General features: G+C 59.2%; 27 protein-coding genes. 7 read left to right on the forward strand and 20 right to left on the reverse strand.

The features are described from left to right. From ACR0DL_RS13590 to trpS, 13 genes are all read right to left on the reverse strand, one after another. Complete coding sequence (locus tag ACR0DL_RS13590; RefSeq protein WP_170350596.1) at window positions 1-768, reverse strand: TIGR02186 family protein; 768 nt, start codon at window positions 766-768, stop codon at window positions 1-3. 2 nt (window positions 769-770) lie between these two features. Then, window positions 771-1,691: a sulfite exporter TauE/SafE family protein gene (locus ACR0DL_RS13595; RefSeq protein ID WP_170350595.1), complete on the reverse strand. Its 921-nt coding sequence runs from the start codon at window positions 1,689-1,691 to the stop codon at window positions 771-773. Window positions 1,692-2,035: 344 nt separating this feature from the next. After that, the gene (locus ACR0DL_RS13600; protein ID WP_170350594.1) at window positions 2,036-3,046 is read right to left on the reverse strand and encodes an ABC transporter permease; all 1,011 of its coding nucleotides are present in this window, start codon (window positions 3,044-3,046) and stop codon (window positions 2,036-2,038) included. Further along, entirely contained in the window at window positions 3,046-4,140 is a 1,095-nt protein-coding gene (locus ACR0DL_RS13605) for an ABC transporter permease (protein WP_170350593.1), read from the reverse strand. The genes ACR0DL_RS13600 and ACR0DL_RS13605 overlap by 1 nt, the downstream gene beginning before the upstream one ends. A gap of 3 nt (window positions 4,141-4,143) precedes the next feature. Further along, window positions 4,144-5,673 carry an ABC transporter ATP-binding protein gene (locus ACR0DL_RS13610; RefSeq protein ID WP_480689625.1) on the reverse strand — a complete coding sequence of 510 codons (1,530 nt, stop codon included), beginning with the start codon at window positions 5,671-5,673 and terminating at the stop codon, window positions 4,144-4,146. Between the two features lie 85 nt (window positions 5,674-5,758). Further along, entirely contained in the window at window positions 5,759-6,757 is a 999-nt protein-coding gene (locus ACR0DL_RS13615) for a BMP family lipoprotein (protein ID WP_058281934.1), read from the reverse strand. A 159-nt stretch (window positions 6,758-6,916) separates the two neighbouring features. Continuing rightward, window positions 6,917-7,330, reverse strand: a complete 414-nt coding sequence (locus tag ACR0DL_RS13620; protein ID WP_480689627.1) for a GNAT family N-acetyltransferase — start codon at window positions 7,328-7,330, stop codon at window positions 6,917-6,919. Then, complete coding sequence (tsaB, locus tag ACR0DL_RS13625; protein WP_480689629.1) at window positions 7,327-7,911, reverse strand: tRNA (adenosine(37)-N6)-threonylcarbamoyltransferase complex dimerization subunit type 1 TsaB; 585 nt, start codon at window positions 7,909-7,911, stop codon at window positions 7,327-7,329. The genes ACR0DL_RS13620 and tsaB overlap by 4 nt, the downstream gene beginning before the upstream one ends. After that, on the reverse strand, window positions 7,901-8,464 hold the full coding sequence (locus ACR0DL_RS13630; protein WP_170350589.1) for a NifU family protein: 564 nt from the start codon (window positions 8,462-8,464) through the stop codon (window positions 7,901-7,903). Before ACR0DL_RS13630 ends, tsaB begins: the two co-directional genes overlap by 11 nt. Before the next feature lie 69 nt (window positions 8,465-8,533). Then, window positions 8,534-9,127 carry a 2-hydroxychromene-2-carboxylate isomerase gene (locus tag ACR0DL_RS13635; protein ID WP_170350588.1) on the reverse strand — a complete coding sequence of 198 codons (594 nt, stop codon included), beginning with the start codon at window positions 9,125-9,127 and terminating at the stop codon, window positions 8,534-8,536. Window positions 9,128-9,137: 10 nt separating this feature from the next. Beyond that, window positions 9,138-9,593 carry a universal stress protein gene (locus ACR0DL_RS13640; protein ID WP_170350587.1) on the reverse strand — a complete coding sequence of 152 codons (456 nt, stop codon included), beginning with the start codon at window positions 9,591-9,593 and terminating at the stop codon, window positions 9,138-9,140. A 65-nt stretch (window positions 9,594-9,658) separates the two neighbouring features. Next, entirely contained in the window at window positions 9,659-10,522 is an 864-nt protein-coding gene (locus ACR0DL_RS13645) for a branched-chain amino acid aminotransferase (protein ID WP_170377714.1), read from the reverse strand. A 58-nt stretch (window positions 10,523-10,580) separates the two neighbouring features. Then, entirely contained in the window at window positions 10,581-11,609 is a 1,029-nt protein-coding gene (trpS, locus tag ACR0DL_RS13650) for a tryptophan--tRNA ligase (protein WP_480689631.1), read from the reverse strand. An 86-nt stretch (window positions 11,610-11,695) separates the two neighbouring features. Between trpS and ACR0DL_RS13655 the strand changes: the two genes are divergently transcribed. Beyond that, entirely contained in the window at window positions 11,696-12,382 is a 687-nt protein-coding gene (locus ACR0DL_RS13655) for a rhomboid family intramembrane serine protease (protein ID WP_170350584.1), read from the forward strand. Here ACR0DL_RS13655 and murJ read toward each other — a convergent pair whose 3' ends face one another. From murJ to ACR0DL_RS13670, 3 genes are read right to left on the reverse strand one after another with little or no spacing between them, the layout of a single operon-like run. After that, window positions 12,383-13,924, reverse strand: a complete 1,542-nt coding sequence (gene murJ, locus ACR0DL_RS13660) for a murein biosynthesis integral membrane protein MurJ (RefSeq protein ID WP_480689633.1) — start codon at window positions 13,922-13,924, stop codon at window positions 12,383-12,385. Continuing rightward, complete coding sequence (locus tag ACR0DL_RS13665; RefSeq protein ID WP_170361438.1) at window positions 13,921-16,740, reverse strand: [protein-PII] uridylyltransferase; 2,820 nt, start codon at window positions 16,738-16,740, stop codon at window positions 13,921-13,923. The genes murJ and ACR0DL_RS13665 overlap by 4 nt, the downstream gene beginning before the upstream one ends. Continuing rightward, window positions 16,700-17,872: a penicillin-binding protein activator gene (locus ACR0DL_RS13670; RefSeq protein WP_170350581.1), complete on the reverse strand. Its 1,173-nt coding sequence runs from the start codon at window positions 17,870-17,872 to the stop codon at window positions 16,700-16,702. The genes ACR0DL_RS13665 and ACR0DL_RS13670 overlap by 41 nt, the downstream gene beginning before the upstream one ends. 88 nt (window positions 17,873-17,960) lie before the next feature. On the opposite strand from ACR0DL_RS13670, the gene rsmI reads away from it, so the two are divergent. The 3 genes from rsmI (at window position 17,961) to gshB (ending at window position 20,185) form a co-directional block, all read left to right on the forward strand. After that, window positions 17,961-18,818, forward strand: coding sequence for a 16S rRNA (cytidine(1402)-2'-O)-methyltransferase (rsmI, locus tag ACR0DL_RS13675; RefSeq protein WP_480689636.1), 858 nt, complete (start codon window positions 17,961-17,963; stop codon window positions 18,816-18,818). A gap of 1 nt (window position 18,819) precedes the next feature. After that, entirely contained in the window at window positions 18,820-19,191 is a 372-nt protein-coding gene (locus ACR0DL_RS13680; protein WP_170397216.1) for a YraN family protein, read from the forward strand. Window positions 19,192-19,252: 61 nt separating this feature from the next. Further along, entirely contained in the window at window positions 19,253-20,185 is a 933-nt protein-coding gene (gshB, locus tag ACR0DL_RS13685; RefSeq protein ID WP_480689638.1) for a glutathione synthase, read from the forward strand. On the opposite strand, the gene ACR0DL_RS13690 is transcribed toward gshB, so the two are convergent. The 4 genes from ACR0DL_RS13690 to cobU are packed head-to-tail and all read right to left on the reverse strand — an operon-like array spanning window position 20,182 to window position 23,781. Further along, window positions 20,182-21,696 carry a YifB family Mg chelatase-like AAA ATPase gene (locus ACR0DL_RS13690; protein WP_480689640.1) on the reverse strand — a complete coding sequence of 505 codons (1,515 nt, stop codon included), beginning with the start codon at window positions 21,694-21,696 and terminating at the stop codon, window positions 20,182-20,184. The genes gshB and ACR0DL_RS13690 overlap by 4 nt on opposite strands. Before the next feature lie 45 nt (window positions 21,697-21,741). After that, window positions 21,742-22,626, reverse strand: coding sequence for a glutathione S-transferase (locus tag ACR0DL_RS13695; protein ID WP_480689642.1), 885 nt, complete (start codon window positions 22,624-22,626; stop codon window positions 21,742-21,744). A 58-nt stretch (window positions 22,627-22,684) separates the two neighbouring features. Next, the gene (locus ACR0DL_RS13700; RefSeq protein ID WP_170350575.1) at window positions 22,685-23,263 is read right to left on the reverse strand and encodes a histidine phosphatase family protein; all 579 of its coding nucleotides are present in this window, start codon (window positions 23,261-23,263) and stop codon (window positions 22,685-22,687) included. Beyond that, complete coding sequence (gene cobU / locus ACR0DL_RS13705; protein ID WP_170350574.1) at window positions 23,260-23,781, reverse strand: bifunctional adenosylcobinamide kinase/adenosylcobinamide-phosphate guanylyltransferase; 522 nt, start codon at window positions 23,779-23,781, stop codon at window positions 23,260-23,262. The genes ACR0DL_RS13700 and cobU overlap by 4 nt, the downstream gene beginning before the upstream one ends. Before the next feature lie 100 nt (window positions 23,782-23,881). Here cobU and ACR0DL_RS13710 point away from each other — a divergent pair, with 100 nt between their 5' ends. The 3 genes from ACR0DL_RS13710 (at window position 23,882) to coaBC (ending at window position 26,832) form a co-directional block, all read left to right on the forward strand. Then, on the forward strand, window positions 23,882-24,760 hold the full coding sequence (locus tag ACR0DL_RS13710) for an RNA polymerase factor sigma-32 (protein ID WP_170350573.1): 879 nt from the start codon (window positions 23,882-23,884) through the stop codon (window positions 24,758-24,760). Continuing rightward, window positions 24,757-25,572 carry a ChaN family lipoprotein gene (locus ACR0DL_RS13715; RefSeq protein WP_480689644.1) on the forward strand — a complete coding sequence of 272 codons (816 nt, stop codon included), beginning with the start codon at window positions 24,757-24,759 and terminating at the stop codon, window positions 25,570-25,572. The genes ACR0DL_RS13710 and ACR0DL_RS13715 overlap by 4 nt, the downstream gene beginning before the upstream one ends. 63 nt (window positions 25,573-25,635) lie before the next feature. Beyond that, a complete protein-coding gene (coaBC, locus tag ACR0DL_RS13720; protein WP_170377690.1) occupies window positions 25,636-26,832 on the forward strand; it encodes a bifunctional phosphopantothenoylcysteine decarboxylase/phosphopantothenate--cysteine ligase CoaBC in 1,197 nt (398 codons plus the stop codon). Window positions 26,833-26,842: the final 10 nt, after the last annotated feature.

A 26,842-nucleotide genomic window follows, 5' to 3' on the forward strand; every position in this document is an offset into this window, starting at 1 on the left:
TTAGTTTTCACGCAGCAATCGGAACGCAGTCGACGCCCCCCAGCCCGCTGCAATCGCAATGACCAGTGACATCAGCCCGTACCACACAGGTTGCTGTCGGGACATGTTGTACAAAAACCGCTCCAGCCCCACTTTGCGCACGTCGATGGTTGTCTCGAATTCCGAGATCACCTCTTTGCCGCGGGTCAGGAAGATGCGCGCAGCATAGTCGCCTTCGGTCAGGTCGGCAGGCATTGCAATTGAGGTGCGGAACAGGGTTTGCTCATCCACGGCCACTGTGTTTTCGCGAATGGAATACAGCCCCTCATCCTCGCGAATGCGCACCACGGCATCTGCAAAATCCTGCGCGCCTCGGATATGCATGGCTGCCCCGACCGAGCGAATGGCGCGTTCGATTGAAATCCGGTATCTCAGGTCCTCGGTGTCCAAAAGGATATTATCCAGCGGCCCGCTTGTGGCGACGGCGTAGAAACTTGGCGCAAGGTCGACCAGAACGCTGTCGGTGTTGACCCAGATGCCCAGTTTGCGTTCCTTGCGCCGGACTGTCACTGGGCTGGACGGCCCGGCCACAGTCACGATCACCTCAAGCGGTGGGCCGGCGGGGATCGGTGCTTCTCGTTTGACGGCACCGAAGATCAGGATTTCAGAACCATCGAATGTCGCGGTAATGGCGACCCGGTCCTGGCTGAGACCCAGCACCACCTGCTCTTCTTGCGCAAGGGCTGGCGAGCAGCAGAAAACCAGCAGGGCAATCAAGCGTTTCAGCATGATCAGTGCCCTCCTTCGCTGCCAATGGAATACAGCTCGGATGGTTCGATCAATAAGTCCAGTGCCAGCTTGCCGCAGACCACCAGAACCAGGGCTGCCAGCAGTACGCGCAACTGCTCGGCGGGCATCTTCGCGCCAATCACCGTGCCAATCTGCGCGCCCACGACACCGCCGACCAGCAGCAGAACGGCCAGAACAACATCAACCGTATAGTTCGTGGTTGCGTGCAGCATGGTGGTAAACCCGGTCACGAAGATGATCTGAAACAAGGATGTTCCAACCACCACCTTGGTGGGCATGCCCAGTAGATAGATCATTGCAGGCACCATAATAAAGCCGCCGCCGACGCCCATGATGGCCGCCAGTACACCGACGCAAAGCCCGACCAGAATTGGGGGAATGACCGAGATATACAGGCCCGAAGTGCGAAAGCGCATTTTGAACGGCATCGCATGAACCCAGCCACGCTGGCGCCGTTTTGCTGGTGCGCCGCCGCCCTTTTTGGCCTTGCGCAGTGCCCGCAAGCTTTCGATGAACATCAGGCCACCAACGACGCCAAGGAAGACGACGTAGCATAGCGTGACAAGCAGATCGACCTGGCCCAGGCTTTTGAGATAGTTGAACACCACCACCCCAAGGGCCGCACCCATTAAGCCCCCGATCAATAAGACCGTGCCCATTTTCAGATCTACGGTCTTTCGTCGAAAATGCGCTAATACACCGGAAAAGGACGAGGCGACGATCTGGTTGGCTTCGGTTGCGACGGCGACAGCGGGGGGGATGCCGATGAAGAACAGCAGCGGCGTCATCAGAAACCCGCCGCCTACACCGAACATGCCCGACAGGATGCCAACCATCCCACCCAGCCCCAGCAGCAAAAAGGCGTTGACGGAGACTTCGGCGATTGGAAGGTAGATCTGCATGTGTATTTACCGGATGAGGTCAGACGCGTCACACAAAGTGATCCGGCCCGTCTCATACCACAGGGATGAGGCTTTAATACTGCGCGCGCAATGCGGCCGTATGGCGAATACCAACCTGCCGATCGCGCGGGCTGCGTGACCGACAAGCCGATCTGGCTGAATTGAAAAACGGACCCCGGAACCGAGACGTTTTTGTGCGTTTGCCACCGTGACAGGAACGAATCCGATCTTGGCTATCACAGGAAACAAACACATACCCCCTTAGAGCGGTTGCGGCATGCAAAATCAACTCTGCATGCCGCTCTGCAGCGAACAGGACTGAAATGAGTCTTAAACTGGACTTATCAGCGCTCTTTCACATAGGGTTCGCCACCGGCGCGTGGCGGGACGGCTTTGCCTACGAACCCGGCCAGAATAACCACCGTCAGGATATAGGGCAGGGCGTCCATGGCCTGTACCGGGATAACCACGCCGCCCAGGTCGATGTTCTGGAAACGCAGCGCAATCGCCTGTAGCAGACCGAACAGCAGGCAAGCCCACATCGCATGCCAAGGCCGCCATTTCGCAAAGATCAGCGCGGCCAAAGCGATGAACCCGCGACCGGCGGTCATTTCCTTGACGAACCCGGCCTGCAGGGCAGTGGCCAGATAGGCCCCGGCGATCCCACACAGCACGCCGCAGATGGCAACGGCCGCAAATCTCAGGCCGACAACCGAGACACCTGCGGTATCCACCGCAGCCGGATTTTCACCCACCGCGCGCAGGCGCAAGCCGAACCGGGTGCGATACAGAATCCACCATGTCAATGGCACCATCAGAAACGCCACATAGACCAATATCGAATGACCCGAGAGTAGTTCGGAATACACCATGTGAAACGAATTTGTGTCAGACATCAGTTCAGAAACCGGTTTTCCCGACAGTTCAGCATCTTCGGGGCCGATTGCATAAGGAAACTCTGCAGATTCGAACCGTCCACCGCCAAAGAGAGAAGGCGTGCGCCCGCCCTGTTTGAACCAGCTCTGCGCAATCAGAACAGTCAGGCCCGAGGCCAGAAAGTTGATGGCAACGCCCGAGATCAGCTGATTGCCCCTGAAGGTGATCGAAGCGAGCCCGTGCAAGCCGGACAAAATCAGCGAGGATCCGATCCCCGCCAGCAGGCCCAACCAGACAGACCCGGTCACTGCCGCAATCGCCGCCGAGAAAAACGCCGCCATCAACATCTTGCCTTCCAGCCCTATGTCGAAAATACCCGCGCGTTCCGAATACAACCCGGCCAGACATGCCAGTAAAAGCGGTGTTGCCAGACGGATCGTTGAATCAAAAACCTGAATGAGTGTTACGAAAATCTCCATCACTCGGCCCCCTTCCGCAGACCGAGGAACAGTTTCTCAAGCGGCATGCGCACCATGTTGTCCAGTGCCCCGGTAAACAGGATCACCAGCGCTTGAATAACCACGATCAGCTCACGCGGGATCGAGGTCCACAGCGCCAATTCGGCACCGCCCTGGTACAGGAACCCGAATAAAAGGGCCGCCACAAACACGCCGAATGGATGCGACCGGCCCATCAGCGCCACGGCAATCCCGATGAAACCCGCGCCCTCGGTCGAGTTGAGCACTAGCCGTTCAGCCTCACCCATCACGTTGTTGGTGGCCATTAACCCAGCCAGCGCGCCCGAGATCAGCATGGCAACGATGGTGATGCGTACGGGAGAGATACCGGCGTAGACAGCACCGGTTTCGGAATGACCATAGGCACGGATTTCGTAACCTAGCCGCGTCCGCCAGATCAGCGCCCAGACCACGAAACAGGCCAGGATCGCGACAAAGAACGAGATATTGGCCGGCGCACCCTTGAACACCGCGTTTTCAGCGGTCGAGAACATCGACTGGAAGGTCGGCAGATGCACGGCCTCGGGGAAGCGTGCAGTTGCAGGATCTTGCGAGCCCTGCGGGCGCATCACATTGACCAGCATATAGTTCAGGAAGGCCGCCGCGATAAAGTTGAACATGATCGTGGTGATGACGATGTGACTGCCGCGCTTGGCTTGCAGATAGGCCGGGATTGCGGCCCATGCCGCCCCAAACAGCATCGACGCCGCACAGGCGGCCAGCAGGGCAATGCTCCAATGCGGCCAGTCGATGTACAGACACACTATGGCAACGCCAAGCCCGCCCAGCATGGCTTGGCCTTCGCCGCCGATGTTGAACAGCCGCGCGTGGAACGCCACAGCCACCGCCAGCCCGGTGAACATGAAATTGGTCGCGTAATAGAGCGTATAGCCCCAGCCATAAGTCGACCCGAGCGCGCCGGTAACCATCAGATTCACCGCTTCAACCGGGTTCTCACCAATGGCCAGAATAACCAGCGCCGAAAGGATAGCGGCCAGTATCAGACTGATCAGCGGGATCAGAACGACATCGGCCCATTTGGGCATTTTATCCATGCTTCACGCGGCCTCTTCCGCAACACCGGCCATCAGCAGGCCCAGTTCTTTTTCATCTGTCTCATGGGGCAGGCGTTCGCCCATAACATGTCCGTCGAACATCACCGCGATCCGATCGGACAGCGAGAAGATCTCCTCCAGCTCGACCGAGACCAGCAGGATTGCCTTCCCCTGATCGCGCAGGGCGACGATTTGTTTGTGAATGAATTCGATCGCGCCGATATCCACACCGCGTGTCGGCTGGCCGACCAGCAACAGGTCGGGGTTCCGCTCGATCTCGCGCGCGACGACGATTTTCTGCTGGTTGCCGCCTGAAAAGCTTTTGGCGGTCAGCCAGCCATTGGGCGGGCGCACATCGAACTTTTCAATCTTGCGCTCGGTATCCGCGCGCAGGGCGGCATTGTCCATGAACAGACCGCGTTTATAGGCAGGGTCGCGGTGATAGCCGAACGCCACGTTTTCCCACGCGTGGAAATCCATGATCAGGCCCTCGCGCTGACGATCCTCGGGGACGTGAGCGATGTGCTGCGCACGCCGCGCCTGACCGTCAGACCCATGCCCACTAAGCGCCAGCGGTTCACCATTCAGCTTGATCGACCCTTTTCCAGGCCGCATCCCGCCCAAAACCTCAAGCAGTTCCGACTGGCCATTACCCGCAACACCGGCGATGCCGACGATCTCACCCGCGCGGACCGTCAAGTCGATACCCTTGACCCGCTCAACGCCCGCTGAATCGAAGACGCGCAGGTTTTCGACCTCAAGAATGGGTTTGCCGGGTTTTGCAGGAACCTTGTCGACCTGCAGTAGAACCTTGCGGCCTACCATCAGCTCGGCCAGCTCCTCGGGGCTGGTCTCGGCGGTTTTTACTGTCGCCGTCATCTGCCCGCGCCGCATCACCGAGACTGTATCGGTGTTTTCCATGATCTCGCGCAGCTTGTGGGTGATCACGATGATCGTCTTCCCTTCGGCCCGCAGACGGTCGAGAATGCGGAACAGCTGATCGGCTTCGGCCGGGGTCAGAACGCCGGTCGGTTCGTCCAAAATCAAAATCTCGGCCTTGCGATACAAGGCTTTGAGGATTTCGACCCGTTGCTGCATCCCCACGCCGATTTCGTCAATGCGCTTGTCTGGGTCAACGAACAGCTCGTATTCTTCTTCCAGCTCTTTCAGTTCCTTGCGAGCCTTGGACAAAGACGGAGCCAGCAGCCCGCCATCTTCGGCGCCCAGAACGATGTTTTCCAGAACCGTGAAATTCTCAACCAGCTTGAAATGCTGGAACACCATCCCGATGCCCGCCGCAATCGCCGCCTGACTGTCGGGGATGTCGGTCTTGGTCCCGTTGATCCAAATCTCACCTTTGTCGGCTTTGTAGAAACCGTAGAGAATACTCATCAGCGTGGATTTGCCCGCACCGTTTTCACCGATGATCCCGTGGATCGTGCCGGGGGCGACGCTGATGGAAATGTCTTTGTTGGCCTGAACCGGCCCAAAGGCTTTGGAAATCCCTTTGAGCTCAATGGCGGGGACTGTCATGTCGTGTCCTCAATTGCCGAAAAGGCCGCGAGCGAAGCGGCCAAGTGGGGATGAGGCGGAGGATCAACCCCCGCCCCACGCGATATCAGAACTGCAGTGCCGGGCAGCTGTCGTTCTCGTAATAGCTGACGACGGTGACGTTTCCGTTGATGATGTCACTGCGTGCGTCTGCAACGGCCGAGCTCATCTCTTCCGTAACTAGTTCAGCGTTGTATTCATCCATGGCGACGCCCACACCCTCTTCGGCCAGACCCATGGCGAAAACGCCGGTTTGCAGATCCTCGCCAGCCTTCATGGCGTCATAAACGGCCACGTCCACGCGCTTCAGCATCGAGGTCAGAACCTTGCCCGGATGCAGGTGGTTCTGGTTGCTGTCCACACCGATCGAAAGGATGCCTTCATCGGCGGCGGTCTGCAGAACGCCCACACCGGTGCCGCCCGCAGCAGCATAGATGACGTCAGCACCCTGGCTGATCTGTGCCTTGGTAAGTTCGGAGCCCTTGACCGGGTCGTTCCATGCCGATGGGGTGGTACCAGTCATGTTGGCAACGATATTGATGTCGGGGTTCACGGCTTTGGCGCCTTGCGCGTAACCGCAGCCAAAGTGACGGATCAGCGGAATATCCATGCCACCGATGAAGCCAACTGTTCCGGTCTTAGATGCCATCGCAGCCATCATTCCAACCAGATAGGAACCCTCATGCTCGGCAAAGCCGATCTGACGCACGTTCGGAGCATCTAGCCAATTCACATCAACTGCAACGAATTTGGTGTCGGGATAGTCGCCCGCGACAGCCGCCAGCGGATCAGCCATTGCGAAACCCATGGTGATGATTGGGTTCAGGCCTGCTTCGGCAAAACGACGCAGGGCTTGTTCACGCTGGGCTTCAGACTGCAGTTCGATTTCGCGATAAGTCTTACCGGTCTGTTCCGCCCAACGTGATGCCCCATTATGGGCTGCTTCGTTGAACGATTTGTCAAACTTGCCACCCAGGTCGAAGATCAGGGCTGGTTCAGCCAGGGCCGCACCCGCGGTCAACGCGACGGCGGCGGCAGCGCCCATCAAGGATTTCATCAGGGTCATTTCATACTCCCGTTTGTTATTGTTGGTCGGGGTCAAGATAGCCCCGATTACTCACTGTGAGCGAGCATAACTGTTGTGATGGCGGGAATTAAGGGCGTTTGCAACCGGTGCGGTCAACTGATTCTTGACCAAATGGTCGAAAAAATTAGGGGGCGTTGGTCAGGTCAGGGCGCAGACCATGACAACGGCGTCGATTTTCTCAGCTTTTTCGCGCAGATAGTAACCCTTGCGCAGGCCGCAGGTTGTGTATCCGCAGCGCTGGTACAACGCGATAGCCGGGTGATTGTCTGCCGCAACGTCCAGAAAGGCGCGGGTTGCGCCCAAAGCTTTGGCTTTTGCGTGCCAGTCCTGCATGAGGCGCAGGGCAAGACCTTGGCGCTGACTATTGGGGTGGGTGGCGATTGTCAGCAGTTCAGCTTCACCTGCAGTGACTTGAAACAGGGCAAAACAGTCAGCGTTACCAATGACATGCGTGAACCGATTGGTCAGAAGATCAGCAAATTCTGATTCCGTCCACGGGCGCGACTGCGTGAAGGCTGCCGTATGGGTATGAGCCAATTCTTGCGGGGTCATCCGTCCAGCAGAACCGGTGGTGAGTCCTTTGACGGGGCCGCATCAGCCGGGCGCACATATAACGGGGCAGGGGGCTGGGTCGTGGTGGACCATCTTTGCGCTGTCAGCCGGGCAAGGGCGTTGACCAGCAAATCGGCGGCATCATTCAGAATCAGATTTCCAAGTGATTCTGCCTGTTCCTGCGCCATCAGTGCGGGGTCCTGACCGGGCAGCGCGACATAGACTTGCTCGCGGGGTGCGCGGATCGCGGGAATTCCATCCCCGATTTCGGCCAAGGCATCAAAACCGGTAACTCCAACAGCCGGGATACCAAGTCCCAACGCCAATCCCCGCGCCGCCGAAACCGAGATACGGATGCCGGTAAAATTCCCCGGCCCGATCCCGACTCCAATGGCGGTCAGATCGCGCCACGTGCAATCCGCCTCGGCCAGAATCTCTTCTAACAGCGGCATCAACCGTTCTGCCTGCCCGCGTGACATGGGCTCAACGCGCGAAGCGACAATCGTGTCGCCATGTAGCAAAGCGGCCGCGCAATGCGCGGCCGATGTGTCAAATGCCAAAATGATCGGGTCAGACGGCAACGGGGCGAACCTCGGTCACTTCCGGGATGTAGTGGCGCAGCAGGTTCTCAATTCCCATTTTCAGCGTCAGGGTCGAGGACGGGCAGCCCGCGCAAGCGCCTTGCATGTGCAGGTAAACAACGCCCCGGTCGAACCCGTGGAACGTGATGTCACCGCCATCCTGCGCCACCGCCGGGCGCACGCGCGTATCCAGCAGGTCCTTGATCTGATTGACCACTTCGGCATCCTCGCCGAAATGTTCTGCGTGACCTGACCCATCAACAGCATCTTCACCCAATACCGGCTGACCGGACTGAAAATGCTCCATCACAGCGCCCAGGATGGCCGGTTTGATGTGATCCCACTGAACGTCATCCGATTTGGTCACGGTGACGAAATCATTGCCAAAGAACACGCCGGTGACACCAGACACTGCAAAAATCCGTTTCGCCAAGGGCGATTTTTCCCCGGCTTCCGCCGAAGGAAAGTCTGCAGTGCCCGCTTCCAGCACCGGCTGACCGGGCAGAAATTTCAGCGTTGCAGGGTTCGGCGTGGATTCGGTCTGGATGAACATGTCACGGCTCCGTTTCAGTTGTACCTGATATGCGGGTCCGGGCCGGGGAAGTCAAGATTTGGAACCATTCTAAATTTCTGCCGCCAGTTGCATCGCCGCATCCAGCCGGTCATCGCCCCAGAACAGTTCATCCCCCACTAGAAAGCTTGGCGCCCCGAAAATCCCCTTGGCCTGCGCGGTCTGAGTCTGTTGGATCAAGGCCGCCTTGATATCCGGGTCTTGACAACCGGCCAGCGTTTCTGGGGGCAGGCTGGCTTGGGACAGGCAGTCGATCAGCACCTTGTCGTCCGAGATATTGAGGCCATCAACGAATTCGGCGGCATAGACGGCCCGAACAAAGGCAGCCCGTTGAGGGTGGGTTTCAATCGTCATCACTAGCCGCGCAGCCTTCAGACCATTTTGGGGAAAGGGGTCAGGCCGGGCAAATCGCAACCCCCGACGGGCCGACAACCTCTCCATATCGCGCCACATATAGCGCCCTTTGGCGGGATAGATATTGAACGGGGAATTGTCCCAGCCCTGCGCGGCGAATATCGGACCGAGCAAAAAGGGATGCCATTCAACTGACACCCCGTTCTGCGCAGCCAGATCCTCGATTCGCATCGCACTTAGGTAAGAGTATGTGGATGCGAATTCGAACCAGAACTGGATGCTGCGCTGCATGGGTGCCCTTTTAGGTGATTTCTTCCAGCTTTTCCTTGCTCAGATCACCAGGAACGATGGTGATCGGAATTGGCAGGTTGCCCGAATTCTTGGTCAGTTGCGTCACCAGCGGCCCGGGGCCTTTCTTTTCAACGCCTGCGCCTAGCACCAGCACCCCGATCTCGGGGTCTGATTGCACATGTTCGATGATCTCGGCGACCGGCTCACCTTCGCGGATGGCCAGTTCGGGGTCGATGTTTTGCTTGTCGCGCATCCACTTGGCGAACACCTCGTAATGGGCGTGAATACGCTCGCGTGCTTCCTCGCGCATTACCTCGGCCACGCCGATCCAATGGTTGAACTCATCCGGCGGAATGACCGATAGGATTGTAACGCCACCGCCGGTGTGGGCTGCGCGCATAGCGGCAAAACGCATCGCGTTCAGGCATTCGCGACTGTCATCCAGAACGACCAAGAATTTGCGCATGAAGTGTCCTCGTATATTTCAGGCGATCATGCCCGACCATTTGCGTGCTGGCAATAAGCGGCTGGTTAGCGGGTGCTTAGTGCCCAGTCCCAATACAGCTCGCGCGCACGGCGGGCTATGGGGCCGATTTGATATTGCGTATCCTCCAGCGCGGTGACCGGGGTGATCTTGTTCATGTTGCCGGTCATAAAGACCTCATCCGCCTTGTGGAAATCGTCAAAGCCAAGGATGGCTTCGTGAACGACCGTCCCGTCGGCGCGCAGGTTTTCAATGTGACGCGCGCGGGTGATGCCAGCCAGGAAGGTGCCGTTGGGGGTTGGGGTAAACACCTCTCCGTCACGGACCATGAAGATGTTGGCGGTTGCGGTCTCGGCCACGTGGCCCAGTGCGTCCGCGACCAGCGCATTCGAGAACCCCTTGGCGCGAACCTCTTGCAGCATGCGCGCATTGTTGGGGTACAGGCACCCGGCCTTGGCATTCACCACCGACGATTCCAGAACCGGACGGCGGAATTTTGTGGTACCCAGCGTGACCGAGGCGGTCTCGGGCGCCATCGGGATCTCTTCTAGGCAGATGGCAAAACCAGTGCTGTTTTCCTGTGGGACAATCGCGGTCGCGTCACCGTCGATGCCCCAATACATCGGGCGGATATAGACGGCTGAGTCCGGTCCGTAAGAAGCCAACCCCTCGCGGATGATCTCGACCATCTGCTGGGTTGAGACGAACGGGGTCAGCATCAGTGCCTCGGCTGAGCGATTCACGCGGGCACAATGTGCCTCAAGATCCGGGGCCATGCCGTCGAAATAGCGCGCACCGTCGAAGACTGACGATCCCAGCCAAGCACCGTGATCGGCCGCGCGCATGATCGGGGCATCCCCGTCATGCCATTGACTTTCGAAATAGGTGCGGATGTTCTTGCCGACTGCCATGACGCCCTCCCATGCTTTGCGCAAACCTAGGAAGGCGCTGCGGTAACGTCCAGCGCAATCAGCCTTGTTTTGAGCTGACCATGCCCACAATTTCGTAAGTCTGCTGCAGGATCGGCGCGGCAATCGCGCGGGCCTTTTCCGCACCTTTGCCCAGAATCCGGTCAATCTCGGCTTCTTCGCCCATCAGGCGGGCCATTTCAGACGAAATCGGTGCCAGTTTTTCCACCGCCAGTTCTGCAAGCATCGGTTTGAATTCACCGAACTGTTTACCGCCAACATCGGCCAGCACCTGATCGACCGTCTGATCGCTGAGCGCGGCATAGATGTTCACCAGATTGCGCGCCTCGGGGCGGTCTTCCAGACCATCGATCTCGGATGGCAGCGCATCCGGGTCGGTCTTGGCTTTGCGAATCTTCTTGGCGATCGTGTCGGCGTCGTCCGTCATGTTTATGCGGCTCATGTCCGAGGGGTCGGACTTGGACATCTTTTTGGACCCGTCGCGCAGGCTCATGACACGGGTCGCGGCCCCTTCGATCACAGGTTCGGTGGTCGGAAAGAAATCGACGCCGTAATCATGGTTAAACTTGATCGCGATATCGCGCGTCAGCTCAAGATGCTGTTTCTGGTCGTCGCCAACCGGCACATGCGTTGCGTGATAGGTCAGGATGTCGGCGGCCATCAGCGACGGATAGGCGAACAGACCCAACGAAGCGTTTTGCTGGTTCTTTCCGGCCTTGTCCTTCCATTGAGTCATCCGCTGCATCCAGCCCATGCGGGCGACGCAGTTGAAGATCCACGCCAATTGCGCATGCTCAGGCACCTGGCTTTGGTTGAACAGGATCGACTTATCCGGGTCAAGACCTGCAGCGATGAAACCAGCGCACAGTTCGCGCGTCGAATGGGCCAGTTCCTTGGGGTCCTGCCAAACGGTGATCGCGTGCAGATCGACCATGCAATAGATGGTCTCCATGTCCGGCTGCTGCATATCCACAAACCGCTTGAGCGCACCCAGATAGTTGCCAAGATGCAGGTTTCCCGACGGCTGGATGCCGGAAAACACGCGCGGTGTGAACTGGGTCTCGGTCATCGAAGGGAACTCCCGTCTGGAAAAATCAGCCCCCGTCGCTTACCCATGAGGCTAAGGGACGTCAACCGCCGCGAAAGGCCAGCCCAATGAGCAGTGAGAATTATACACCCGCCGTGAACCCTTTGCCTCCCGTTGTGGTGGCCTTGGTGCTGTTCATTATGGGGGTGGAACTGGCCTTTACCCTGGGAACACGCGGGCTGATCGGCGGTCCGTCGGCGGTGGGATGGCGGCTGGATGCGCTGCAGAGCTATTCGTTTTCGCCTGATATCTTTGATTGGATGGTCGAGAACGGGCGCTGGCCGTTCGAACATGTCATGCGTTTCGTGACCTACCCCTTCGTGTCGGGCTCTTTCACGCAGGCCGTTTTTGTCTGCGTCTTCCTGTTGGCCATGGGCAAGATGGTGGCCGAGGTCTTTGGCGGGTTTCAGATGTTGGTGATCTTCGTGCTGTCTGGCGTGGGCGGGGCACTGGCCTATGCACTGTTGCTGGACCCCCAATACCCGCTTGTCGGAGGGTTCCCGCCTGTCTATGGCCTGATCGGCGCATTCACGTGGTTGCTATGGCGCAAACTGTCATTGGTTGGCGAAAACCAGCACCGCGCCTTTGGTTTGATCGCGGCCCTGATGGGGATTCAACTGGTGTTCGGCCTGCTGTTCGGCGGTACGTCTGACTGGGTGGCCGATCTGGGCGGGTTTGCCACAGGCTTTGGCCTTTCGTTCCTGCTTGCCCCGGGTGGCTGGGCGCGGATCGTGCGGCGCATTCGCCGCGACTGATCACGACCGACGCAAGGCTTTGCGGAACTCTGACACCTCGAAAGCGCCAAACAGGTGGCCCAGAAAGAAATAGGTGGCCGCGGCAATCTTGATCAGGATGATCAGCGCCAGATAACGCCAGCCGGACAGTTCGAATGCCCAGCCGAACAGGTGAATGGCGGCGTATAGAACGACACCCATCCCCAGCGACGCGGCCACGATGCGCCATGCTCGGTGTTTGAAGCGGTCGTCAAACCGTGCCTCTTCACCCATGCGTCGTGCACCGAGGATTAGCAGACAGACCATGGCCCAACCCGCAGCCGATGCCGCGATTGCCGGTGCGATCCATCCCACCAGCGGAAAAAGACCAAAGGCCAGCACCGCATTCACGATCATCGCGACCATGGCATAGCGGAACGGAGATCGCGTATCCTCACGCGCGAAATAGAGCGGCTGCAGCAGCTTTTGCAGCATGAAGGCAGGCAGGCCGATGCCATAGATTGCTACTGCCAACGCCGTGGCGGCGGTGTCCTCGGCGCTGAATTGACCGCGCTCGAACAGGACCGAGACCATCGGGTTTGGCAGGATCACAAACGCCACGGTCGACGGTATGGTCAGCAACAGCGTGAACTCACCTGCGCGGGAAAATGCGTTGCGGGCGCCGTCCTTGTCCCCAGCGCGCAGGCGGCGGGACAGATCGGGCAATAGCACGATGCCGACGGCAATGCCCACCACGCCCAGCGGCAGTTGATACAACCGGTCAGCCGCGAACAGCCAACTGATCGCCTTTTCGGTTTTCGAGGCTACCAATTGCCCCACCACCAGATTGATCTGAGTGACGCCCATGGCCAGCGCCGCCGGAACGGCGATGCGCACCATGCGGCGCATCTCGGGGCTGAGCTTCGGCAGGCCGGGCCGGATGCGAATGCCTGCACGCTCGGTCGCCACCCAGACCAGCGCCAGCTGTGCGACCCCGGCCACGGGAATGACGGCGATCAACCAACGGATCACCTCGCCTCCAGCGGCTGCCCCAGCGATCAGGGCCGTGCAGGCAAAGATGTTCAGCAATACGGGTGCGGCGGCGGCGGCGGCAAAGCGACCCGTGGCGTTCAAAACACCGGAGAACAGCGCCGCCAGCGACATGAACAGGATGTAAGGGAACACCACATATCCATAGTCCACGGCCAGATCGAACCGTTCATCACCGTGAAACCCCTCGGCCGTGATCCAGACCAGCGCGGGCATGAACAACATTGCCAGCCCGACCAGCGCCAGCACCGCCACGGCCAACAGATTGAAGGCGTCCTGGGCAAAGCCTTGGGCGTTTTCCTCGCCTTCCAGCCGCTTGGAAAACATCGGCACAAAGGCCGCGTTGAACGCGCCTTCGGCAAAGAAACGACGGAACATGTTTGGCAGACGGAAGGCCGCGACAAAAGCATCCATCACCGGACCTGGACCGATATAAGCCGTCAGCAGTATTTCCCGCAAAAAGCCCAGAATCCGGCTGGCCAGCGTCCAGAACCCGACCGTGAACAGGCCTGAAAACAACCGGATCTGCTTCATGAGGCCGCGCGCTCGGCGCCTTCGGTGATGGCTTTGCGCAGTTTGGTTTCAAGCGTGCGCTGTTTGCCTTCCGCATGGTATTTTAGACCAAACATATCCTTGACGTAAAAGGTGTCGACCACCTGTTCGCCATAGGTCGCGATCACTGCGTTGGCGATATAGACATTGGCCGCGGCCAACGTTCGGGTCAGGTCATAGAGCAGACCCGGACGGTCGCGGGTATCGACCTCGATGATAGTGTAAATCTCGGACCCATCATTATCAAAGGTGATATGGGTCGGCACGTTGAAGGCGCGTTCGCGTTTCTTGATCTTGTCGCGCGATTTCAGCGCATCGCGGGCAACAACCTCACCCTTGAGCGTCTTTCGGATCATCTGGGCCAGGCGTGGCAGGCGGCTGGCCTCGAACGGGTGGCCTTCGGTGTCCTGAATCCAGAAGGCATCGGTTACATAACCGTCTTTGGTGGTATAGCTGCGCGCATCCACCACGTTGGCCCCGACCAGCGCCAGAGCACCCGCAATTCGCGCAAAGATACCGGGGTGATCGCCCATTGCGAAACAGGCCCGTGTGGCGTCCCGGTCTTCGTCCGGTTGCATGCGGATTTCTACCTCACCCGGATCACCGCTGTGTTCCAGCGCCCGCAGCATCTCGGCAAACTCGACTTGGGTGTGCAGGTTCAGGCCCTGCCAATAAGGCGGGTAATGCCGACCAGTTTCGGTCTTGAGGTCCGCCTTGGACCAATCCGACAACGCGTTGCGCAGGGCTTTTTTGGCCTCGGTCCCGCGATTGGCGCGGTTGAGGTCCTCCATCCCGGTTTCAAGCGCGCGCTTGGTTTCGGCGTGCAGGGCGCGCAAAAGTGTGGCTTTCCAGTTGTTCCACGTGTTCGGCCCGACCCCGCGAATATCGCAGACTGTCAGAACCGTCAGCAGGTCCAGCCGTTTGACCGTTTTCACCGCTTTGGCAAAATCGCGCACAGTGCGCGGGTCTGAGATGTCGCGCTTTTGCGCCATGTCCGACATCAGCAGATGATACCGCACCAGCCATTCCACGGTTTCCGAGTCCGCCTTGTTCAGCCCAAGCCGGGGCGCAACCTTACGGGCGATTTGCGCGCCGAGGATCGAGTGATCTTCGGGTCGTCCCTTGGCGATGTCATGCAACAACAACGCAACATACAGCACCTTGCGGTTCACACCGCCTTTCAGAATGGACGACACCAGCGGCAGCGGTTCAATCAGTTCTCCGCGTTCGATCTGGGCGAGGTTGACGATACATTGGATGGTGTGCTCGTCCACCGTATAGCTGTGATACATGTTGAATTGCATCATCGCCACGATGGGCTCGAACTCAGGCAGAAAGGCGGACAGCACCCCCAGTTCGTTCATCCGCCGCAGCGCGCGTTCGGGGTTGCCGTGTTTCAGCATCAGATCAAGGAAGATGCGCCGCGCCTCGCGGTTTTCGCGCATATCTTCGTCGATCAGGTCCAGGTTCGCGGTCACCAACCGCATCGCGTCTGGGTGGATCAGCATGCCGGTGCGCAAGCCTTCTTCGAACAGACGCAGCAGGTTCACCTTGTCGGCAAGGAATTTCTCGGGATCGGCCACGTCCAGACGACCATGCACCACCCTATAGCCCGCCTTGACCCGTGGTCGGCGACGGAAGATGCGTTCAAGCAGGGCCTCACCTTTCATATGCGAGGCTTCCAGCTTGGTCAGGAAAATACGCGTCAATTCCCCGACATAAGTGGCCTCGCGGAAATAGCGCTGCATGAACACTTCGACCGCGCGGCGCCCGGCCCGGTCTTCATAACCCATCCGGTCGGCCACCTCGACTTGCAGGTCAAAGGTCAGTTGTTCGGTCGGGCGTCTGGTGATCAGATGCAGATGCGAACGGACGGCCCACAGGAAATCCTCGGCCTTTACGAATGTTTTAAACTCTTCGGGCGTAAACAGGCCCAGAGGCACCAGTTCAGCCACATCCTGAACGCCATAGATGTATTTCGCGATCCAATAGAGCGATTGCAGATCGCGCAGCCCGCCTTTGCCTTCTTTGACATTGGGCTCGACCATATAGCGCTCACCCTGTTTTTGGTGACGCTCATCGCGTTCCTGCAATTTGGCTTCGATGAACTCTCGCTCGCTGCCTTTGAACAGGTCAGCCTTCAGGCGGTTGTCCAGCTCGGCGGCCAGTTTGCTGTCCCCCGCCAGATAGCGCTGTTCCAGCATCGAGGTTCGGATGGTGAAATCCTCGGCCCCAAGCCGCAGGCAATCCTTGATCGTGCGGGACGAATGGCCAACCTTCAGCCGCAAATCCCACAGGATATACAGCATGGATTCAATCACGCTCTCGGCCCAGGCGGTGATTTTGTAGGGCGTCAGGAACAGCAGGTCGACATCAGAGGACGGTGCCATTTCCCCGCGCCCATAGCCGCCCACCGCCAGCACTGCGATCCTTTCCCCCTGTGTCGGGGTGGCCAGAGGGTGCAGATCCTCGCTGGATACCTTCATGGCGGTACAGACCAGCCCATCGGTCAGATAGGTGTAGGAATGGGTCAGCGGCCGTGCATCAAACGGGCGTTCGGCAAAGGCATCGGCAATGGCCTGGCGCCCGCCTTTCTGGGCATCACGCAAGATGCGAACGGTCTCATTGCGCCGCGCTGCGTTGTCCGAGGTCTTGTCAAAGGCCTCCGACAGCTGTGCCATGACGGCGGCGCTGTCGAAAATTTCATCCGCCGGGCAGATCAGCTCACCCCTGGGGGTGAGCTTCAAACCCGTTTGCTCAGAAACCGGCGCCTGTGAAGCTTTGTGGGGCAGGGTCAATCACTACTACCTGTTTATTTTGGATCGTGGCGACAGCCAGACCGCGTTCATTCGTACCGTTCGGCCGCAGGCGGAAGATACCGCCAACCCCCTGGAAACCGGCGTTTTGCGTCAGCGCCGAAGCGGTCAGAGCGTTGGATTTACCCTGGCTGACAAGTGCGGCGATTGCGGCGATGCCGTCATAGGCCAATCCACTGATCGGGTGCGGGGCCTCGCCATAGGTATTGTTATACCGTTGTCGGTATGCCTGCGCCTTCGATGGGTCCGGCAGCGCAAACCAGCCACCTTGTACGCCTGGCAGGTCCAGTGTTTGCGGCGGGATGTCCCAGCGTGTCAGTCCGATAAACTGCGTGCTTGTTGTGGAAACGCCCGCCTCAGGCAGTAGCTGAGTGAAAAGCGGCAGCGCGCCGGCTGTGGTTGCCGTTAAGAACAGCGAATCCGCGCCAGACGCATCTACTGTTGCTTTGACTGAGGGAACCGAGTTGATGACGCCCTGCTGCGAACGGTCATACCCCACCGATCCTGCATTGTTCACGCGGCTGCCGGCAAGCGCGTTGGCAATGGCGGTTTGACCCAACTGGCCCGCAGCATCGTTGCTGTGAACGATGACCATGTTTGATTTGCCTTGCGACCCAGCAAAACTGACAAGGCGGTTGGCTGTATTGTCGAAAGTTGGTCCAAGCACGAAAACATTGCCGCCTGCAATGCTGGTGTTGTTCGAGAAGGACAACACGTTGACGTTGCTGCTCAGCGCCGCAATGCCTGCAGAGTTTGCAGCCTGCGCATAGACCGGACCGAGTATGATTTTCGCCCCGTCCGCCACCGCCTGTTGCGCAACCGCAGCGGCCGTATTTGAACTGCCCCGCGTGTCATAAACGCGCAGATCAATCTGAACATTCTGCAGATCTGACATGGCCAGTCGGGCGGCGTTTTCCAGGCTACGTGCCAGCGCCGCATCACCGGCCTGCCCCGATCCCGCGGGAACCAGTAGGGCAACAGGCACGGGGTCTGACGTGTCGATCGACGGACCTCCGCCGATGGTGCTGACGTCACAGGCGGCCAGAAATGCGGCGGTTGCCAGTACGGCGGCGGTGCGCGCCAGTTTGCGAACGGGCTTGCAAACGGTAAACATCTGAATGAAAACTCCCTGTCCCGGCGGCTTGAGATGCCGCCAATCTATTGGGTCGCGATAATAAACGTCACGCTGTGAGGGTCCAGCTTTGAATTTCCAAAAAGTCAGATTGGGCACCGGCCTGTATTTTGTTGCCACTCCGATTGGAACAGCGCGCGATATCACGCTCAGGGCGCTGGACGTGCTGGCCTCGGCCGATGTGATTGCCGCCGAAGACACTCGCAGCGTGCGGCGGTTAATGGAGATTCATGGCGTCCCGCTCGAAGGGCGGCGCATTCTGGCTTATCACGACCACAGCGGCGCGGGGGCACGTGGCAAAATTCTGGATGCTCTTGCCGAAGGGAAATCGGTTGCTTATGCGTCCGAGGCCGGAATGCCGCTGATTGCCGATCCGGGTTATGATCTGGGGCGGCAGGCGGCCGAGGCCGGGCATATGGTGACGTGCGCGCCGGGGCCGTCGGCGGCTTTGATGGCCCTGACGCTGGCGGGATTGCCGACGGACGCGTTCTTTTTCGCGGGTTTCTTGCCCAACGCAACCGGCGCGCGCCGGACGCGGATCGAGGCGTTGCGCGACATTCCCGGCACGCTGGTGTTTTACGAATCGCCCAAGCGCGTGGCGGCTTGCTTGTCGGATTTGGCCGAGGTGTTGGGTGAAGACCGCCAGGCCGCGATGTGCCGTGAGTTGACGAAAAAGTTCGAAGAAATCCGGCGCGGCTCATTGGGTGAACTGGCTACTGCCCTGCAAGGACAGACGGTCAAAGGTGAAATTGTTCTTCTGGTTGACCGAGGTCATTCGGAAACTGTTAACGAATCCGACATAGAAGAGGCTTTGACGCGCGCCTTGGAAACCCATTCGGTGCGTGATGCGGCGGATCTGGTGTCGCAGATGTACAAACTACCGCGCCGTCCGATTTATCAAAAGGCGTTGAAATTGGGAAAGGGATGACATGACCTCGCGATCTGTCCGAAGTTCGGTTTCCTACCATGCCGGACAGGCGGCAGAGTTGCAGGTCGCAGCCGACTATGAACGTAGGGGTTTCAAAATCGCGCATCATCGCTGGCGCGGCGCAGGCGGTGAGATCGATCTGATCGCCCGGGGCAGTGACGGGCTTGTGTTCATCGAAGTCAAGAAAAGCACCAGTTTCGACATGGCCGCGGCGCGGATTAGCCAGCGGCAGATTGACCGGATTTTTACTTCAGCAGCGCAATTTCTGGAAACGGAACCGGGCGGGCAGCTGACAAATGTTCGGTTTGATGCGGCGTTGGTGGATGCCACGGGGGCTGTTCAAATCATCGAAAACGCGTTTGGTCAGGCCTGACACCCATTGAACCCTCGGCCCCTCTGGGCCATGTATCTGGCGTGAAACTGAGGGACACGCCATGAAAATTGCCTTTCAGATGGACCCGATCGGGGCCGTGGATATCAACGCAGACAGCTCATTCCGTCTGGCCGAAGAAGCACAGGCGCGCGGGCATACGCTGTTTTTCTACAGCCCGGACCAGTTGGCCTATCAAGAGGGGCGGATCACCGCGCGCGGTCAGGACATGAAAGTGCAGCGTGTGGCAGGCAACCCCGCCGAGCTGGGCCCGGAACGCGAGGTGGATTTGGCCGAGTTCGACGTGATCTGGCTGCGTCAGGACCCTCCGTTCGATATGCATTATATCACCTCGACTCATCTGCTGGATCGTCTCAAAGGGCAGGTGTTAGTGGTCAATGATCCGTTTTGGGTGCGGAATTACCCCGAAAAGCTGCTGGTTCTGGATTTCCCTGACCTGACCCCGCCAACCACGATCGCGCGTGATCTGCAAACCATCAAAGCGTTTAAGGAAAAGCACGGCGATGTCATTCTGAAGCCGCTCTATGGCAACGGTGGCGCGGGCGTGTTCCGGCTGGATGCGAATGACCGCAACCTGACCTCTCTGCACGAGCTGTTTACAGGCTTCTCGCGCGAGCCATTGATCGTGCAGAAATTCCTGCCCGATGTCAGCAACGGCGACAAGCGCGTGATCCTTGTGGATGGCGAGGCCGTGGGCGCGATCAATCGTGTTCCGGCGAAGGGTGAGACACGGTCAAACATGCATGTTGGGGGGCGGCCCGAAAAGATCGGCCTGTCCGAGCGTGACCGAGCGATTTGCGCGGCGATCGGCCCGTTGCTGAAAGAAAAAGGCCAGATTTTCGTCGGGATCGACGTGATCGGAGACTATCTGACCGAGATCAACGTGACCTCGCCCACCGGCATTCAGGAGCTTGAGCGGTTCGACGGTGTGAACATCGCCGAAAAGATCTGGCAGGCCATTGAAGCCAAGCTTTAAGAGGCAACCTTGGCGCTGATGCGAAAGCTCAGCGCCTCGGCCACGTGCGGGCGCCGGACATCTGGTGCGCCATCGAGATCGGCAATCGTGCGCGCGACCCGTAAAATACGGTGAAAGGCGCGCGCTGACAGGCCAAACCGTTCAGCGGCTTTCAGCAGCAACTCTTTGCCTTCGGCATCCGGCGCGGCAATTTCTTCCAGTATCGAACCTTCAACATCGGCATTCTGCCGCGTAGCGGGTGTATCCCGGAACCGCCCAGCCTGAATGGCGCGGGCCTGGTCGACGCGCGATGCAACTGTCGCCGAACTGTCGCCGGAAGGTGGCAGGTCCAGATCGGTGAACCCGACTGGGGGCACCTCGATCCGCAGATCAAACCGATCCATCAGCGGGCCTGATATGCGGCCCAGATAGTCCTCTCCGCAGACAGGCGCGCGAGAACAGGCGCGGGCGGGATCGGTCAGATATCCACATTTGCAGGGGTTGGCCGCAGCCACCAACATGAACCGGCACGGGTATTTCACATGGGCATTTGCGCGCGCGACCATAACCTCGCCAGTCTCGATAGGTTGGCGCAGGGTTTCCAGCACGGTGCGCGGGAATTCGGGAAATTCGTCCATGAACAGTACGCCATTATGAGCCAAAGAAATCTCGCCCGGATTTGCGCCCTTGCCACCCCCAACGATCGCCGCCATAGAGGCGGTATGGTGGGGTTCGCGAAAGGGACGGCTGCGGCTGATGCCGCCTTCGTCCAGCAACCCGCACAGGGATTGGATCATCGAAGTTTCCAACGCCTCGGTTGGGGTCAGAGGCGGCAGAATACCGGGCAGGCGCGCAGCCAGCATAGATTTGCCCGATCCGGGTGTGCCGATCATGATCAGGTGGTGGCGGCCTGCGGCGGCGATCTCCAGCGCGCGCTTGGCCCGTTCCTGCCCTTTTACATCGCGTAGATCGCGGGCGCTGGGTGCCAAGTTCACTTCGCCGGGTTGGGCCGCAGGCAAGGGCGACTGGCCCGAAAAATGGCGTACGACATCGCCGAGTGACCCCGCGCCTATGACCTGTGTGGCATCCACCCAAGCGGCCTCGGCGCTGGAGGCTCGAGGACACAGCAGCGTGCGATCCTCGGCTGCGGCGGTCATGGCGGCAGGCAGCGCACCGACGACCGGAACCAGCGAGCCGTCCAGAGACAGCTCGCCCAGCGAAACCGCGCCTTCGGCGGCGTCGGGCGGGATGATTTCCAACGCCGAAAGTAGCGCGACGGCGATGGGCAGGTCGAAATGGCTGCCTTCTTTGGGCAGGTCAGCGGGAGACAGGTTGATGGTGATCCGCTTCGAAGGCAGCGCGATGGCCATCGAACTCAGCGCGCTGCGGACGCGGTCGCGGGCCTCGGACACGGCCTTGTCGGGCAGGCCTACGATGGAAAAAGCGGGCAGGCCCGGCGAGACGGCGCATTGCACCTCGACCGGGCGGGCATCAACCCCTTGGAAAGCGACGGTATGAGAACGGGCGACCATGAACGACCTGTTTGGTTAACAGGTCGTTGCTGCCATGGATGCGGTTTACGAATGGTTAACGGTGTCGGTCATTGCTAAGAATTTTGGCCAGGCACCGGGGTCCGCAACCGTTTTGTCGCGGCAGAATTGGTTACAGAATCCCCAGCGCTGACTGTCCAGTTCCAGAAAATGGGTGACCGCTTTGCCGGAATAAGGACAGATATCGTTGATCGATGGTCCGCTATCTACAGATTGGGCATCGGTTTGCGCGCCGATGGGCCATGCCTGTGACGGCAGGTCGAATGCGTAGGGGAACGGATCATAGGTCACGGTCAATCCCATTGCGCGCCATTGTCGGACCGAAGGGTCGGATAGCAAATCCAGGCAATATTCCCGATTAGCCACGGACACAGGCAAACCATAGCCAATGATCCGCGCGGCCACGGGGGTGTAAAATACATCCACCAGAGAATACCTGCCGAAAAGCGGCCCGGAGTCTGCACCGGATGTAGTGCGGGCATGTGCCCAGAGGGTTTCGATCCGGTCCAGATCAACCAGCGTTTCAGGCGATGGACCAAATCCCTGCCAGCAGTGCAACAGCTGCATCGAACATTCCGCGCGCAACGCGGCGAATCCGGCAGTCATTTCGGCGCATAGCCACCGGGCCGTTGCGCGGGCGGCCACGTCTTCGGGCCACATCCCGGCCTCTGGATGCCGTTCGGCCAAGGTCTCGGCCATGGCAAGGCTTTCGCCCACTATGGTCCCATCCGGCAGGCGCAGAGCAGGGACAAGGCGCGCCGGGGCCAGCGGCTTCATATCCTCGGCCATGGTGCCGGAATAGAGGCCAATCATGTGGTTTCGGTAGGGCAGGCCGAACTTTTCCAGCATCAGCCAACCGCGCAAGGACCAGCTGGAAAACAGGCGGTCTCCGATAAATAAATCATAGGTCATACGACTACGATGGCGCGCCGCGATCGTTCAGTAAATCAGTGATTTGTGCGGGGTGTGATCACGGACAGTGATTGATCTGCCCAACCGACCAGCGATCGCCGTGATGGGTGATGTCGGTGACCGAGAGGTTGTCGATGCGATGGCTGAACGCCTCTTGTGCGTCAACGCCAAGGGCGCGCTGCACCTGGGTCAGGATCACGCCGAAATGGGCCACGATGATCAGGTCGTGGCCCGTGTGATCGACAATCAACTGGTCGATCACGGCATCGACGCGGGCGCAAACCTCGTTCCAGCTTTCACCTTTGGGCGGGCGCACGTCGCCGGGATTGTCCCAATACGCAAAGGCCAGATCGGGGTTTTCGGCCTCAATCTCTTTGAAATTGCGCAATTCCCATGTGCCGAAGTGAATCTCGCGCAGGTCGCTATGATGCGGCAGGCGCTGGCGTTTACCCTGAATGGCCGATGCCGTATCGGTGGCCCGCAGCAAGTCAGATGATACCACCAGCGCCTTGTCTGGCAGATGGTCGTGCAATCGCGCGATAGCGGCGTGATCGCTGAGGTCGGCAGGCAGATCGGACCACCCGACCATGGTTTTCGCATGGGTCGGCCCGTGACGAACAAGATGCAGACGTGTCACGGCAATTGTCCTTTCAGCACCAGCGGAAGCCCTGCTGTGACCTGCACGGCCAGATCGGCCTGTGCGGCCAGCGCGATGTTCAACCGTCCCTGTGCTTCGCGGAAGCGGCGGGACAGAGCGTTGTCCGGGACGATGCCATGGCCGACTTCGTTCGAGACGATGATAACCGGCGCCCGGCACGATTGAAGGGCCTGCAACAGCACAGATTGGGCTTGTTCCAGATCGTTTTCAGCCAACAGATGATTGGTCAGCCACATGGTGGCGCAGTCGATCAGACAGATATGATCGGGGGTCAAATCGGACAGGGCCGGGTCAAGATCAAATGGGGCTTCGATCGTCGCCCATCCTGCACCTCGTTGGGCGATATGGCGCTGAACCTTGTCGCGCATCTCATCATCAAACACTTGTGATGTGGCGAGATAAACGCGATTTTTCCCTGATGAAACAACAAGTTGCTCGGCAAAAACGGATTTACCAGAGGCCGCGCCACCCAACACAAAGGTTAAATCCGGATACACTATTATTACCTTTCTGGTGATCCACCCGGTTTTGTTCTGCGTATCGACCCTAGGTCGGTAAGGCAAGCCCGGCCCGCGCCTGTGAAAAGGGGAGATTTCCATGGCACTGGATAATGGAACCGATTTTTCGATGTCCCGGCAGGCGATGAAAGCCGAATTGCTGGACGCAGAAACTGAATTAAAGCTGGCTTATGCGTGGCGTGACGACCGTGACGAACAAGCGTTGCATCGGTTGATCACGGCCTATATGCGGCTGGCGATTTCGATGGCGGCCAAGTTCAAACGATACGGCGCGCCGATGAATGATCTGATTCAAGAGGCCGGATTGGGCCTTATGAAAGCGGCCGACAAATTTGATCCCGATCGAGGCGTGCGCTTTTCAACCTATGCGGTCTGGTGGATCAAGGCGAGCATTCAGGACTACGTGATGCGCAACTGGTCGATGGTGCGCACTGGGTCGACCTCATCGCAGAAATCCCTGTTTTTCAACATGCGGCGGGTTCAGGCGCGTTTGGAACGCGAGGCCGCAACCGAAGGGATGGATCTGGACCGTCATCAGTTGCACCAGATGATTGCAGCTGAAATCGGCGTGCCCTTGCGTGATGTTGAGATGATGGAAGGGCGCCTTTCGGGCTCGGATTTCTCACTGAACGCGGTGCAATCGAGCGATGAAGACGGTCGGGAGTGGATCGATGCACTAGAGGATGAACGCGAGCAGGCTGCCGAGACGGTTGAAAACAGCCACGATACTGAACAGCTGCGCGAATGGCTGGTGACGGCGATGCAGGCGTTGAACGACCGCGAACGCTTTATCGTGCGCGAACGCAAGCTGCGCGATCCTGCCCGCACGCTGGAAAGTCTGGGGCAAGAGCTTGGCCTGTCGAAGGAACGCGTGCGTCAGCTTGAGGCTGCGGCTTTTGTGAAAATGCGTAAGAACCTTGAAGCACAGTCGCGCGAGGTGCAACACTTCATCGCATGAGACAGCTTGCGATTCTTGTTTGTACACTGATGGTTATGACCGCGCCCGGCCAGGCCGAAGATTTGATCCCCAATGATATTTTGGCCGCGATGACCTCGGCGGATGTAGTCATTTTGGGCGAGATACACGACAACCCGCAACACCATGTCATTCAGGCCGAAGCATTGAAGGCCATCACCCCCTCGGCTGTTGTGTGGGAGATGGTAACCGAAGAAGGTGCGCAGCGACTGGCGGATAAGGCTGTATCCAACCCCGAAGAGCTTGCGCGCATTCTGGAATGGCTTGAATCGGGCTGGCCGCCGCTCAGCATGTATTACCCGGTGTTTCAGGCATCAGACGCGCCCGTCTACGGGGCCATGGTTCCACGTGCCGCAGCCCGTGCGGCGATGGAGCGAGGGGCAGCCACCGCTTTGGGCGCGGATGCGGCACGTTATGGACTGACCGTGCCTTTGCCAGCCGACGAACAGGCCGCGCGCGAGGCCGATCAACTGGCCGCCCATTGCGATGCGATCCCAGAAAGTGCCTTGCCGCAACTGGTGGCCATTCAGCGCTTGCGCGACGCTGTGCTGACGCGCGCCATCTTGCGCGCCACCGATGAAACCGGCGGCCCGGTTGCGGTGATCACCGGGAATGGCCATGCCCGTAAAGATCGGGGCATTCCCACCTTTTTGAACCGATTGCGCCCGGGGCTGAAGGTCTTTGTGCTGGGTCAATCCGAAGATGGCGTGGTTAATGGCACCTTCGACGCGGTAATCGACAGCCCCAGCGTTGAACGCGAAGACCCATGTCTGGCGTTTCAAAAGCAGAATTAACCGCTGGAACTGTCAGGCCCCCTTGCCTAATGTCGGGGCCGACCGGGACAGGAAGGGCTGAACATGCTGGCATCGAAACGCATTCTGCTGATTATCGGCGGTGGGATCGCGGCCTATAAGTCGCTGGACCTGATCCGGCGCCTACAAGAACGCGGCGCGGCCGTGACGCCCGTGTTGACGCGCGCGGCTGAGGAATTCGTGACACCCCTGTCCGTGGCGGCTCTGGCTGGTGAAAAAGCCTATCGCGATCTGTTCGATCTAACAGATGAGGCCGAGATGGGGCATATCCAATTGTCGCGCTCGGCGGATTTGATCGTTGTGGCCCCCGCGACTGCGGATTTGATGGGGAAGATGGCTACCGGGCTGGCGAACGATCTGGCCTCGACCCTGTTGATGGCGACCGACACGCCGGTTCTGTGTGCCCCTGCGATGAATGTTCGCATGTGGGACCATCCGGCGACGCAGCGCAATTTGAAACAATTGCAGGCCGACGGCGTCCGTTTTGTCGGCCCGAACGAGGGTGATATGGCTTGCGGCGAATACGGCCCCGGCCGTATGTCCGAACCGCTTGAGATCGTCGCAGCGATTGAGGCGGAACTGGGTCAGGGCCCGCTTAGCGGTAAGCGTGTGCTTGTGACCTCGGGGCCGACACATGAACCGATTGACCCGGTGCGTTATATCGCCAATCGCTCCTCTGGGGCGCAGGGTACGGCGGTAGCCCGGGCGCTTGCTGCACTGGGCGCTGACGTGGTCTTTGTCACCGGCCCAGCGGATGTTCCGCCACCCCCAGGGGTGCAGGTCGTGCAGGTCGAAACCGCGCTGCAAATGTCGGACGCCGTGAATGCCGCACTGCCAGTGGATGCAGGCGTGTTCGCCGCAGCTGTCGCGGATTGGCGGGTCGCAAGTGCCTCGGACAAAAAGCTGAAGAAAAGCCGCGATGGGATGCCAGCGCTGGAGTTTGCCGAAAATCCCGACATCCTAAAACGCGTATCGCATATGAAAACTGGTCGCCCGGCGCTGGTTGTGGGATTTGCCGCCGAGACGGACAATGTGATCGAACATGCCACCGCCAAACGGGGGCGTAAGGGCTGTGACTGGATCGTGGCCAATGATGTCAGCCCGGCAACCGGGATCATGGGCGGGTCCGAGAATGCGGTGATCCTAATCTCGGATGACGGGGCCGAGGAATGGCCGCGCATGGGCAAAGATGCAGTGGCCGAGCGTTTGGCGACCAAGATCGCCGACGCTTTGACGAGCTAGACAAGAGGAA

Source organism: Ruegeria sp. BB5, assembly GCF_056539405.1.